The organism is Paucibacter sp. B2R-40, assembly GCF_025717555.1.
GTDB lineage: Bacteria > Pseudomonadota > Gammaproteobacteria > Burkholderiales > Burkholderiaceae_C > Paucibacter_A.
In genome coordinates this window covers 45,701-58,306 of the sequence record NZ_JAJIRP010000012.1, presented here as the reverse complement: position 1 = coordinate 58,306, position 12,606 = coordinate 45,701, and the positions used below count along the sequence as shown (strand labels likewise).

Annotated in this window: 13 protein-coding genes; 10 read left to right on the top strand and 3 right to left on the bottom strand. The window is 62.4% G+C overall.

What is annotated here, in order from left to right; translation table 11 throughout:
* The first annotated feature begins 40 nt into the window (after positions 1–40).
* From LNV09_RS21215 to LNV09_RS21195, 5 genes are all read left to right on the top strand, one after another.
* A complete protein-coding gene (locus LNV09_RS21215) occupies positions 41–1,357 on the top strand; it encodes an ABC transporter substrate-binding protein (RefSeq protein WP_263559050.1) in 1,317 nt (438 codons plus the stop codon).
* 19 nt (positions 1,358–1,376) lie between these two features.
* A complete protein-coding gene (locus LNV09_RS21210) occupies positions 1,377–2,201 on the top strand; it encodes an ABC transporter ATP-binding protein (RefSeq protein WP_263559049.1) in 825 nt (274 codons plus the stop codon).
* Between the two features lie 19 nt (positions 2,202–2,220).
* Positions 2,221–2,520 carry a hypothetical protein gene (locus LNV09_RS21205; protein WP_263559048.1) on the top strand — a complete coding sequence of 100 codons (300 nt, stop codon included), beginning with the start codon at positions 2,221–2,223 and terminating at the stop codon, positions 2,518–2,520.
* The gene (locus LNV09_RS21200; protein ID WP_263559047.1) at positions 2,517–3,797 is read left to right on the top strand and encodes a phenylacetate--CoA ligase family protein; all 1,281 of its coding nucleotides are present in this window, start codon (positions 2,517–2,519) and stop codon (positions 3,795–3,797) included. Before LNV09_RS21205 ends, LNV09_RS21200 begins: the two co-directional genes overlap by 4 nt.
* A 151-nt stretch (positions 3,798–3,948) precedes the next feature.
* The gene (locus LNV09_RS21195) at positions 3,949–5,187 is read left to right on the top strand and encodes a nuclear transport factor 2 family protein (protein WP_263559046.1); all 1,239 of its coding nucleotides are present in this window, start codon (positions 3,949–3,951) and stop codon (positions 5,185–5,187) included.
* A 4-nt stretch (positions 5,188–5,191) separates the two neighbouring features.
* On the opposite strand, the gene LNV09_RS21190 is transcribed toward LNV09_RS21195, so the two are convergent.
* Positions 5,192–7,453 (bottom strand): xanthine dehydrogenase family protein molybdopterin-binding subunit, encoded by a 2,262-nt coding sequence (locus LNV09_RS21190; RefSeq protein WP_263559045.1) that lies wholly within the window; start codon positions 7,451–7,453, stop codon positions 5,192–5,194.
* Positions 7,450–7,917 carry a (2Fe-2S)-binding protein gene (locus LNV09_RS21185; protein WP_263559044.1) on the bottom strand — a complete coding sequence of 156 codons (468 nt, stop codon included), beginning with the start codon at positions 7,915–7,917 and terminating at the stop codon, positions 7,450–7,452. Before LNV09_RS21185 ends, LNV09_RS21190 begins: the two co-directional genes overlap by 4 nt.
* A 72-nt stretch (positions 7,918–7,989) precedes the next feature.
* Here LNV09_RS21185 and LNV09_RS21180 point away from each other — a divergent pair, with 72 nt between their 5' ends.
* Entirely contained in the window at positions 7,990–8,394 is a 405-nt protein-coding gene (locus LNV09_RS21180) for a MerR family transcriptional regulator (protein WP_263559043.1), read from the top strand.
* Positions 8,395–8,590: 196 nt separating this feature from the next.
* Positions 8,591–9,472, top strand: a complete 882-nt coding sequence (htpX, locus tag LNV09_RS21175; RefSeq protein ID WP_263559042.1) for a protease HtpX — start codon at positions 8,591–8,593, stop codon at positions 9,470–9,472.
* On the opposite strand, the gene dtd is transcribed toward htpX, so the two are convergent.
* On the bottom strand, positions 9,469–9,909 hold the full coding sequence (gene dtd / locus LNV09_RS21170; RefSeq protein ID WP_263559041.1) for a D-aminoacyl-tRNA deacylase: 441 nt from the start codon (positions 9,907–9,909) through the stop codon (positions 9,469–9,471). The genes htpX and dtd overlap by 4 nt on opposite strands.
* A gap of 142 nt (positions 9,910–10,051) precedes the next feature.
* Between dtd and argB the strand changes: the two genes are divergently transcribed.
* The 3 genes from argB to LNV09_RS21155 all read left to right on the top strand — a co-directional run bounded on the left by argB (position 10,052) and on the right by LNV09_RS21155 (position 12,577).
* Positions 10,052–10,969: an acetylglutamate kinase gene (gene argB, locus LNV09_RS21165; RefSeq protein WP_263559040.1), complete on the top strand. Its 918-nt coding sequence runs from the start codon at positions 10,052–10,054 to the stop codon at positions 10,967–10,969.
* 137 nt (positions 10,970–11,106) lie between these two features.
* A complete protein-coding gene (locus LNV09_RS21160; protein ID WP_263559039.1) occupies positions 11,107–11,814 on the top strand; it encodes a pyrimidine 5'-nucleotidase in 708 nt (235 codons plus the stop codon).
* 88 nt (positions 11,815–11,902) lie between these two features.
* Positions 11,903–12,577, top strand: a complete 675-nt coding sequence (locus LNV09_RS21155; protein WP_263559038.1) for a response regulator — start codon at positions 11,903–11,905, stop codon at positions 12,575–12,577.
* The last annotated feature ends 29 nt before the right edge of the window (positions 12,578–12,606 follow it).

Sequence of the window (12,606 nt, the reverse complement as noted above, 5' to 3'; positions counted from 1 at the left end):
TCCGCACTGATCAGCCCCTAAAAAAACGGAGACAACAAGCATGAAACTCAAATCAATCGCCTTTGCCAGCAGTTTGCTGATCGCCTTGCCCGCCTTGCCCGCGCCGGCAGCCCCCACCGAGCAATTCTTCCCGGTGCTGGTCTATCGCACCGGCGCCTACGCGCCCAACGGCACCCCTTGGGCAAATGGCTATGTCGACTATCTAAAGCTGGTCAATGCGCGCGGCGGCATGAACGGCGTCAAGATCACCTATGAGGAATGCGAAACGGGCTACGCGACCGACCGCTCGGTCGAATGCTATGAGCGCTTGAAGGGCAAGGGCGCGACCGTGTTTCAGCCGCTCTCCACCGGCGCCACCTTCGCTTTGACCGAGAAAGCGCCCGGCGACAAGATCCCCTTGATCACCGCCGGCTATGGCCGCAGCGAGTCGGCCGATGGCGGCGTCTTCAAATGGAACTTCCCGCTCTTGGGCACCTATTGGGTGGCGGCCGATGTGCTCTTGCAGCACATCGCCAAGAAAGAAGGCGGCTGGGACAAGCTCAAGGGCAAGAAGATCGCGCTGGTCTATCACGACAGTCCCTACGGCAAGGAGCCAATCCCGCTGCTGCAGGAGCGTGCCAAGATGCATGGCTTCGAGCTGCAATTGCTGCCCGTGACCGCACCCGGGGTTGAGCAAAAAGCCACCTGGCTGCAGGTGCGCCAGAGCAAGCCTGACTACACCTTGCTGTGGGGCTGGGGCGTGATGAACTCGACCGCCTTGAAGGAGGCGCAGGCGACCGGCTATCCGCGCGAGAAGATGTATGGCGTCTGGTGGGCCGGCGCTGAGCCCGATGTCAAGGATGTAGGCGATGGCGCCAAGGGCTATAGCGCCGTCACTATCCAGCATGGCGCCGAGCCCAATGCCAAGGTTGTGCAGGATGTGCTCAAGGAGCTGCACGCCAAGGGGCAGGGCACCGGGCCTAAGGAAGAGGTCGGGCAGGTGCTCTATATGCGCGGCCTGCTGTCGGCGATGTTGGGTGTGGAAGGTGTCAAGCGCGCGCAAGAGCGTTTCGGCAAGGGCAAGCATATGGACGGCGAGCAGGTCCGTTGGGGCCTGGAGAACTTGGCGCTGGACCAGAAAAAGCTCGACGCGCTGGGCCTGGCCGGCGTGATGCGGCCGGTGTCTACATCCTGCGTCGACCACATGGGCTCAAGCTGGGCGCGCGTGCACAGCTGGGACGGCAAACAGTGGCACTTCACGTCCGATTGGTACCAGGCCGATGACAGCATCATCAAGCCGCTGGTCAAGGCCACCGCCGAGCGATATGCGACGGAGAAGAAGTTGACGCGAAGAACTCCCGAAGACTGTCAGTCTTGACGGCATGTGAGGTGTCAGCGTGAGTACTCCCAATATATTGCTGAATGTCAACGGCATCGAGGTCATCTACAACCACGTGATCTTGGTGCTCAAAGGCGTGTCGTTGCAGGTCAAGGAGGGCTCGGTGGTGGCCTTGCTGGGCGGCAACGGCGCCGGCAAGACGACCACCTTGCGGGCCGTCTCCAACCTGCTGGCCGGCGAGCGCGGCGCCGTCACCAAGGGGTCTATCGAGCTGCGCGGTGAGCGGATCGAGAAGCTCTCGACGGCCGAGATGGTGGGCCGCGGCGTGATCCAGGTGATGGAGGGGCGGCATTGCTTCGCCCATCTCAGCATCGAGGAAAACCTGCTGACGGGGGCCTACACCCGCCGCGACGGCAAGGCGGCGGTGGCCGCCACGCTGGAGAAGGTTTACAACTATTTTCCGCGCTTGAAAACGCGCAGAAGCAGCCAGGCCGCTTACACCTCGGGCGGCGAGCAGCAGATGTGTGCGATCGGTCGCGCGCTGATGGCCAACCCCAAGATGGTCTTGCTCGATGAGCCCTCGATGGGCTTGGCGCCGCAGATCGTCGAGGAGGTGTTCGAAATCGTCAAAGACCTCAACAAAAGAGAGGGCGTGACTTTCTTGCTGGCCGAGCAAAACACCCATATGGCTTTGCGCTATGCCGACTACGGCTACATCCTGGAAAACGGCCGCGTCGTGATGGACGGTGCGGCGGATCTGCTGAGTGAGAACGAGGACGTCAAGGAGTTCTATCTGGGTATGGGCGGGGCTGATGATGGCAGCCCAAGAAAAAGCTTCAAGGATGTCAAAAGCTATAAGCGCCGCAAGCGCTGGTTGGCTTGAAGGCGCAAGGGATCAAGGAATGAATGACGACAGCTTTTTCGCCCCGCCGGCCTTCAAGCCGGACGAGGCGCTGCAGCAGCTCAAGCGGGCGCTGCGCGACTTTCGCTCGCTGAGCGAGCGCAACAATCAATTCAGCCTGCAGGGTCAGGTGGTGCTGGAACTCAGCCTGGTCGAGCCGGTCTTGCGAGCGCGCTTGGCCAAGCGCCCGGCGCAAAGCCCGGATTGGGAACTGCGGGATTGCAAGAGCAGCAGCGAAGTGCGGGCGCTGCAAGACGAGATCAAGCGCCGATTGGCGCGCTGGACGGACGAAACACCATGAGTCGCTTGCCGGCCGGTGTTTTTTATGACGCCTTGGAATGCCTTGATCCGGATGAGCGTGAGCGCGCCTTGATGGCGGCGCTGCCGCAGCAGGTCGCGCATGCCCAAGCCCATGCGCCGGCCTTCGCGGAACTCTTTGCCGGCCTGGACGCGCGCAGCATCAACAGCCGAGCCGCCTTGGCGCAGTTGCCCGTCACCCGCAAGTCCGATCTGCTGGCGCGCCAACAGCGTCTGCGTGCCAGCGATGTGTTTGGCGGTTATGCGGCGATTGGCTGGGGTGTGCGCGGCGTGAGCGCTGGTGCGCGCCGAGTCTTTCAGTCGCCCGGCGGCATCTATGAGCCCGAAGGCCAGGCGGGCGACTACTGGCGCGTCGCCCGGGCGCTGTTTGCGGCCGGCTTGCGCCAAGGCGACTTGCTGCACAACAGCTTCAGTTATCACCTGACGCCGGCCGGCTCGATGATGGAAGGCGGCGCGCATGCGCTGGGCTGCAGCGTTTTCCCCGGCGGCGTGGGTAATACCGAGTTGCAGCTGCAGGCCATTGCGGATTTGCGCCCGCAGGCCTTTGCCGGCACGCCGAGTTTTCTGCGCATCCTGCTGGAGAAAGCCGCCTCCACGGGCCTGGATACCGTCTCGCTCAAAACAGCGCTGCTCAGCGGCGAGGCCTTGCCACCGTCCTTGCGGGACTGGTTCATAGCGCGCGGTGTGGACGCCTATCAGTGCTACGCCAGTGCCGACTTGGGGCTGATGGCCTACGAGACCGCCGCGCGCGAGGGCTTGGTCTTGGCCGAAGCCTTGATCGTCGAGATCGTGCGACCAGGCACGGGCGAGCCGCTGCCGGACGGGGAGGTGGGTGAGGTGGTTGTGAGCAGTTTGAACCCCGACTACCCCTTGATTCGTTTCGGCACCGGGGATTTGTCTGCGGTGTTGCCGGGGCTTTGTCCGACCGGGCGCAGCAATACCCGTATTCGCGGCTGGCTGGGTCGCGCCGACCAGTCGGCCAAGGTGCGCGGCATGTTTGTGCACGCGGCCCAGGTGGCCGAGATCATGCGGTGCTTTCCGGCCTTGGGCCGTGCGCGCTTGGTGATCGAGGGCGAGATGGCGCAGGACCGCATGAGCTTGAAGATCGAATCCGCGACGCCCGCCGACGCAGGCTTGCTGGAGCGGATCGCGGCGGTGGTCCGTGAAGTCACCAAGCTGCGTGCGGAAGTACAGATACTGGCGCTTGGCAGCCTGCCCAACGATGGCCGGGTGATTGAAGACGCGCGCTCTTACCAATGACACGCAGCAAAGGCCGGCGCTGAAGCAAGCCGCATTTACCGGCTTGATGGCGTTTTTGCCAACGAGCGGCTTGGCTATAGTTGCGGCGTTTCAGTCTCCTAAAAAGCGAGGCTGATTGATGCCCCGCACATTTCTACCGAGATTAGCTCCCATGTCCTCAGCTGCAACAAACCACCGGCCTTTGTCTTGGCGCCTTCTACCTCTTTACATCGCCTGCGCATTGGCCGCCGGGCTGCCGACATGGGCGCGGGCCGATGATGTTGGCGATGTGCAGGCCCTGTTGTCCGGCGGCAAGGTCGCCGAGGGATTGAAGAAGGTCGACGACTTGCTCAAGGCCAAGCCCACGGACGCGCGTTTGCGCTTGCAGCGCGGCATTGCCCTGTCCTTGTTGGGTCGCAACCCGGAGGCGATCGAGGTGTTCAAGAAGTTGGTCGTGAGCCACCCTGAAATGCCCGGCCCCTACAACAATCTTGCCGTGCTCTATGCCAACCAGGGCGACTATGAAAAAGCAAGGCAGTCGCTGGAGCAAGCGGTCAGGGCCAACCCGGACTACGCCACCGCGTATCAAAACTTGGGCGATATCCATGCGCGCTTGGCGGAGAAGGCCTATGCCAAGTCGCTCTCATTGGACAAGACCGACTTGGCCTTGCCGCTGAAGATTGCCGCAGTGCAAAATATTTTTGAGCCCGGCGCACCAGCGCGTGCCAACCCGCCAGTGGCGACGCCGGCACCATCCAAGGCGCCAGGGCAAGTAGCCAGCCCCTTGGCTGTAAATTCGGCTGTAAATCCGCCTGCAAAGCCAGCTGCAAATCCATCTGTAACCTCACCCGCGCCAGCGGCAGTGGCAAAAACCGCCGCTGAATCGGCCAAGTCTGCAGATCCGCTGACTTCTGCCGTGCTTTCCAGCTTGGCCACTCAGCCTCCCAAGGCGGCCAGCAGCCAGGCCAATCTGGCCAAGGCGACGCAGCCCGCTGCAGCCCTGGTTGCTGGCCCAGCAGCGGCCAAGCCGGCGACAGCAGTTGTCGCCGCTGCCAAAGTCGACAGCAAGGCCAGCGACAGTCAAGCGGTTCGAAGCGCAGTTGATGCATGGGCAGCGGCCTGGAGCAAGCGCGATATGTGGGGCTATTTTGCCGCCTATGCCCCTGAATTCAAGGGCAAGTTGGCCAGCCGCAAGGCCTGGGAAGCGGACCGGGTCGCACGTATTTCCAGCAAAAAGGAAATCTCGGTGGTGTTGAGCGATGTGCAGGTCAAGTTCGACGGCAGCACCGCGACCGTCACTTTCAAACAAGACTACCGCGCCGACGCCTTGAAGATGAAGAATGACAAGACTTTGGAGCTGCTCAAGGGCAAGACCGGCGACTGGCAAATTACCAGCGAAAACTCTAACTGACAGATCAAACGGCCTGTTGAAGTTTCAGCGGCAACTGGCGCAGGCGCTGGCCGGTCAGCGCGAACAAGGCGTTTGCGACTGCCGGGGCAATCGGCGGCGTGCCTGGCTCGCCGACGCCGCCAGGTGGCGCGCTGCTCGGCATGATGTGGACCTCGATCACCGGCATCTGCGCCATCCGAATAACTTCATAGCTGGGGAAGTTGCTCTGTTCGATGCGGCCGTTCTTGATGGTGATCACGCCGAACAAGGCGGCCGACAGGCCATAGACGATCGCACTTTGCATCTGCGCCTCCACCGTGTCGGGGTTGACGACCACGCCGCAGTCGATCGCGCAGACGACCCGGTGCACGCGCGGCTGGCCGTCTTGCACGGACACTTCGGCGACCTGGGCGCACCAGGAACCAAAGCTTTCATGCACGGCAATGCCGAGTGCTCGGCCGGCGGGCAAGGCTTGGCCCCAGCCGGCCTTGGCGGCAGCTAACTCCAGCACCGCGCGGTGGCGGGGCTTGTCGGCCAACAGGACGCGGCGGTATTCAAGCGGGCCCTTGCCGGCTGCATGGGCCAGCTCATCGATGAAGCCTTCGGTGAAGAAGGCGTTGTAGGAGTGGCCGACGCTGCGCCAGGAGCCCACCGGCACCGGGGTCTTCACGCGCAGCTGGCGCACGCTCAGGTGAGGAATTGCGTAGGGCAGGTCAAACGCGCCTTCGATCTGGTTTTTGTCCGGCGAGTCCGCGGCAAAGGCGGGTAGCAGACGCTCGGTGGTGGACAGGCCGATCGAGGGCGCCGCTACCCGATTCAGCCAGGCAAGGGCTTGGCCCTGCTCGTCCAGCGCGGCGGCGAAGCTGGCCATCGCGGCTGGGCGGTACATATCGTGCTGCATGTCTTCTTCGCGCGACCAGATCAGCTTGACCGGCTGACCCTTTGTTCGCATCGCGATCAGCACCGCCTGCTCGATCATGTCGAGCTCCAGCCGGCGGCCGAAGCCGCCGCCCAAGAGCGGCACATGCAGCGTCACTTGTTCGCTGTCCAGGCCGGCAATCTTGGCGGCGCGCCAACGTGCCAGCGACGCGACTTGGGTGCCGCACCAGACGGTCAAATGCCCGTCCTTGAACTGGGCGGTGCAGTTGATCGGCTCCATCGCGGCATGGGCCAAAAACGGCGCCGAGTAAGTCGCCTCCAATTTGCGCGAGGCTTGGCTCAAGGCCTTGTCGGCATCGCCTTGGCTGCGAAAACCGCTGCCAGTGTCACTGCCGGTCAATGCGGCTTGCAACTGGGCGCTGATCTGCGCCGAGGCTAGCTTGGCGTTGGGGCCCTCGTCCCACTCGATAGTCTGGGCCTCCAGCGCGGTCTTGGCGCGCCAATAGCGGTCGGCTACGACGACCACGGCTTGGTCTTGAATCACAAAAGCGTCCGCCACGCCGCGCGCGGCCTTGGCCGCACTCGCATCAAAGCGCAAGACCTTGCCGCCCAAGACCGGGCATTGGCGAATCGCGGCATGGAGCAGGCCAACGGGTTTGACGTCAATGCCGAACTCGGCGCTGCCATTGACCTTGGCCGGGATGTCGGTGCGCGCGGTGGGCTTGCCGATCAGGCGGAATTCGCTCGGGTCTTTGAGCTTCACATCGCTGCGTGGTGCAATTTTTGCTGTGGCAGCCGCCAACTCGCCAAAGCCGACGCTGCGGCCGCTGGGTGGGTGGCTGACCACGCCGGCCCTCACGCTGCAGGTCTCGGCTGCCACGCCCCAGGCTTGCGAGGCGGCGTCGACCAGCATCGCTCTGGCCGTCGCGCCGGCCAAGCGCATCGGGGCCCAGGCATCGCGTACGCTGGAGGAACCGCCGGTGACTTGCAGGCTCAGCGCATAACCGACTTTCTGTACGGAGCGGCGCGCAATGCGGGCCAGCAGGCTGTCATCATCGCTGGCGAAGGGCAGCACATTGAGCAGTAGCGCGGTGTTGGCATAGATTTGGGCGACCGGCGCCTGCTCGGTGCTGACGCTGGCCCAGTCGGCGTCCATCTCCTCGGCGACCAGCATCGCCAAAGCGGTGTGCACGCCCTGGCCCATTTCGGCGCGCGGCGAGGCGACGATGACACGGCCGTCCGGCATGATCTTGACCCAGCCGTTCAGCGCGACTTGATCGCCACTGGCGGGGAAACTGTTCTTGTCACCCAGGCGCGAGCGGGTCGAGGGCGGTGTTGTCAGGCTCACGCCCAGCAGGACGCCGCCGCCCAGCAAGCCTCCGGCGATTAAAAAGCCGCGGCGCTTCATGCTGAAGCTCCGTTCAGTCGAGCGGCAGCGAGGTGTATGCCCGCTCGAATGCGCTGGTAGGTACCGCAGCGGCAGATATTGCTGATGTTGGCGTCGATGTCGGCATCGGTGGGCCGGGGCTTGGCGCGCAAGAGGCTGGCGGCGGCCATGATCATGCCGCTCTGGCAGTAGCCGCATTGGGGCACTTGCAGTTCAATCCAGGCCGCTTGCAGGGCGGCGGTGATGCGGTCGGGATCTGCCTCGATGGTGCGTATGCTTTTGCCTTCCAGCGCCACGATGGGCATCACGCAGGCACGCGTTGCGACGCCGTCCACCTCGACCGTACAGGCACCGCAGCTGGCAACGCCGCAGCCGAACTTGGTTCCGGTCAAGCCGAGCTCATCGCGCAGCACCCACAGCAGCGGAGTCTCGGGTTCAATATCCAGGCTATGGCGCTGGCCGTTGATGGTGAGGTTTGTGTTCATGGTCGCCATGCTAAGCTTCAAGTTGGCTTGAAGGTCAAGCGGTTTTTGATCAGTCAGACGGGGTGAATTTAGATGAAGATTGGCGACTTGGCACAGCGCACCGGGATGGCGGCGTCGGCGATCCGGTTCTATGAGTCCAGCGGTTTGCTGCCGCCGGCCAAGCGCGGCGCCAATGGCTACCGCCTTTACGACGAAGAGACCTTGCAGCGACTGTTGGTGATTCAGATCGCGCAGCGCCTGGGCTTCTCGCTGGAAACCCTGCGCCGCCTGGCCGGCCATCAAGGGCGCGAGATGCCGCATGACTTGGTGATGCAAAGCCTGCAAGCCCGTTTGAGTGAAATTGATGCCATGCAAAAAACCCTGGCCACGCAGCGGCGAGAGACCGAGACGCTGATGCAACAGTTGCAGGCGCAATGGCAGCAAGGTCGCTGTTTGGAGCTCGGTGCCGGCCGGCCTTTGGCCGCGCAGGCTGTTTGAGCAAGGATGAGAAGAGGCTGGTTCGTAAAAAGAGGAGTCAAGCTCTTGGATTGGCTGCTTTGTTCAAACCTAAGCTGGCCTCATCATGGCCGTTGGGGCGGGCTTGGTGTCGCCTTGGCACTCAGGCCATCTGTCTGTCAACGCCATTGTTGAAGCTCCTCCGCGTTAAGCCAGAAATTTTGTAGAAAGGCCGTTCATGAAACGCGTTGCCCTGTTTTTGTTGACCAACCTTGGCGTCATGCTGGTGTTGGGCTTGGCCGTTCACCTTTTGGGCCTGAATCGCTTTCTCACTGCCAATGGGCTGAATCTCTCCAGTCTCTTGGGTTTTGCCTTGGTGATGGGCTTTGGCGGTGCGTTTATCTCGCTGCTGATCAGCAAGCCTATGGCCAAGTGGACCACCGGCGTGACGTTGATCAACGACTCCGGCGACACGACGCATATGTGGCTGGTGACGACGGTCGAGCGCTTCGCCAAAACGGCCGGCATCAAAATGCCCGAGGTGGGCATTTATGCGGGGCCGCCGAACGCATTTGCGACCGGCGCTTTCAAGAACTCAGCGCTGGTGGCGGTGTCTACCGGCCTGCTGGAATCCATGACGCGCGAGGAAGTCGAAGCTGTGCTTGGCCATGAAATCGCCCATGTAGCCAACGGCGATATGGTCACCATGGCCTTGATTCAAGGCGTTATGAACACCTTTGTGGTGTTTATCTCCCGAGTCGTTGGTTATTTGGTCGACAAGTTTGTGTTGCGCAACCAGAACGACGGGCCCGGCATGGGTTACTTCATCACCACCATCGTGATGGATATCGTGCTCGGCGTGGTGGCGGCGATGATCGTGGCCTGGTTCTCGCGTCAGAGGGAGTTCCGCGCCGATGCCGGTGCGGCGCAGTTGATGGGGCGTAAGCAGCCGATGATGAATGCCTTGGCCAGGCTCGGTGGCCTGGACCCCGGCGAGATGCCCAAGTCCATGCAGGCGATGGGCATCAGTGCCCGGCCGAGCGGCCTGATGGCGCTGTTCTCCAGCCATCCGCCGATGGAGCAGCGCATTGCGCGCCTGCAGCAGGCAAATGCAGGCTAGTTGATTCGCAACGGGATCGTCACCGGCCCGTCGTTCAAGAGGCTGAGTTGCATATCGGCGCCGAATTCGCCGCCGGCCACCTCCGGGTGCAGGCCGCGGGCATAGCTGAGGCAATGGTCGTATAGGCGCTGGCCCGCTTCGGGCCTGGCCGCGCCGGTGAAGCTGGGCCGGTTGCCGCCGCTGCAGTCGGCCGCCAGCGTGAATTGAGAGACGATCAAGAGGCCGCCGCCCACGTCTTGCAGGCTCAGGTTCATCTTGGCCGAAGCGTCGCTGAAGATGCGCAGCTTCAAGACCTTGTGGATCATCTTTTCGGCTTGAACCTCGCTGTCGCCGGGCTCGGCGCAGATCAGCATCAGCAGGCCGGGCCCAATGGCGCCTATGACTTGTCCGGCGACTTCGACCTTGGCATGGCGCACTCTTTGCAAAATCGCGATCAAAACTATTCCCTCGGTGGCAGTTGAAATGCGGCCTAAGCTGCGGCTCGAATTGTGTCCGCAAGCCCGAGCTTCAGCGCCGGGTGCCACCTACAATCCCGCCAGAATTTGTGACTTCACACCCTTGTTTTTGTCTGGATCAGCCATGAAGAACGAAGCCAGCTCGGCCCACAGCACCGATGTCTCCCATATCGCTCCGCGCGAAAAGGCCGAAATCCTGTCGCAGGCGCTGCCCTATATCCGCAAATTTCATGGCAAGACCATCGTCATCAAGTACGGCGGCAATGCAATGACCGACCCGGCCCTGCAGCAGGACTTTGCCGAAGATGTGGTGCTCTTGAAGCTGGTCGGCCTGAACCCGGTCGTCGTGCATGGCGGCGGCCCGCAGATCGAGGGTGCTTTGACTCGCCTGGGCAAGAAGGGCCATTTCATCCAGGGCATGCGCGTCACCGACGAAGAAACCATGGAAGTGGTGGAGTGGGTGCTGGCCGGCCAAGTGCAGCAAGACATCGTCGGCCTGATCAATGTGGCCGGCGGCAAGGCGGTAGGCCTAACGGGCCGCGACGGCGGCATGATCCGCGCCAAGAAGCTCAAGATGCTGGACAGGGATGATCCGGCCAAAGAGCACGATATCGGCCAGGTCGGTGACATCGTCAGCATTGACCCGAGCGTGGTCAAGGCGCTGCAGGACGACCAATTCATCCCGGTCATCAGCCCGATCGGCTTTGGTGAGCACAACGAGAGCTACAACATCAATGCCGATGTGGTGGCCGGCAAGCTGGCCGAAATCTTGAAGGCGGAAAAGCTCGTGCTCCTGACCAACACGCCCGGCGTGCTGGACAAGGCCGGCAATTTGCTGACCGACCTGAGCGCGCGCGAGATCGACGAGCTGTTTGCCGACGGCACGCTGTCGGGCGGCATGCTGCCCAAAATTGCCTCGGCACTGGAGGCGGCCCGAAGCGGCGTCAACGCCGTCCACATCATCGACGGCCGCGTGCCGCATGCGATGCTGCTGGAGATTTTGAGCGACCAAGCGTACGGAACGATGATCCGATCCCACTGAGGGATCGGATCATCGTTCCGCGTCCGACCGAAGGGAGGACTTGCGATGATTGGGTTCCACACTAAGGGATCGGGTCGTCGTTGCGCGTCCGACCAACGGGAGGACTTGCCATGATCAGGTCGCACAGAGGACTATGAATGGGCAAAGTCCGCAGGAAAGTCTGGTTCTTCGACCTCGACAACACGCTGCATAACGCCTCGGCCCATGTGTTCCGGGCGCTCAATGTGGCGATGACCGATTACATCGAAACCCATGTCGGCGTGCCGCGCGATGAGGCCAATCGCCTGCGCGCGCTGTACTGGCATCGCTACGGCGCGACGCTTTTGGGCTTGGTGCGTCACCACGGCGTGCAGCCGGCACATTTTCTGCACCATACCCATCAGTTGCCTGGGGTGGAGGCCTTGCTGCACGGTCATGCCCATGACCTGGCGGCGCTCAAGCGTTTGCCCGGCCGCAAGTTTTTGTTGACCAATGCCCCGCTCGCCTATGCGCAGCGGGTGCTGGCCGTGCTGGGCATTTCGCATTGCTTCGAGAGCGTGATTGCCTTTGAGCAGATGCGCATGTTTGGCCAGTTACGCCCCAAGCCGGACGCGCGCATGTTCCGGCATTTGCTGGCCGGGTTGAAGTTGCGGCCGGCTGACTGTGTACTGGTGGAAGACACCTTGGTGCATCAAAAATCCGCGCGTCGGGTCGGCATGCGCACGGTCTGGATGCTGCGCTGGCTGCACCGCTCGCGCAGCCATCCGCTCGGTCCGGAAGCTGATAGAAGCTTGCGGCGCCGGCCTAACTATGTGGATAGGCGTATCAATCGACTCAGCGCCTTGCTGACCATCCCCCCAGTTTGAGGCCGCTTGGGGCGCGGCGTTTCGCCCGGCCTTGCGGTACCGTACAGCGTCCGTTTATTGGTTTGCAAACTCAAATCGTGACGCGCTCATGAGTGTTTTCTCCGTGCTTGTCGTTGAAGATCAGGCCCGCTTTCGCGAGGCTTTTGCGCGTTCGCTGGCGCATGTGGCGGATATCAATTTGCTGGGGCTGGCACATGATCTTCCGCAGGGGCGCAAGATGTTTGATCAACACCGGCCCGATGTGTTGCTGGTCGATCTGGATTTGCCCGGCGGCAGCGGCATCGATTTGATTCGCCATGCTGCACAGACGCATCCCGACTGCGAAGTGATGGTGATCTCGGTGTTTGGCGATGAGCAGCATGTGCTGGCCAGCATAGCGGCGGGGGCCAGCGGCTATTTGCTCAAGGACGAACTGGCCCTGGATCTGCCGGAGCAGTTGCGTACGCTGCGCTGCGGCGGCAGCCCGATCAGCCCCATCATTGCGCGCCGATTACTCAGCCGCTTGGCGCCTGCGACCCATCCAGTTGTGGCTGCGGGCAGCATGGCTTTGGCGGACGAGGATGCGGTGGCCTTGTCGGAGCAGGAGTCCAGGGTTTTGAGTCTGGCCGCCAAGGGCTTTACCTTTGATGAAATTGCCGGCTTCATGGCGGTCTCTCCGCACACGGTGATGACTTACGTCAAGCGGGTCTATCGCAAATTGCATGTGCGCTCCAAGGTGGAGGCGATCTATGAAGCGCGCCGCCTGGGTTGGTTGCGGGATTGAGCCGGCTGCGCGGCAAAAGAGTGTGCCTC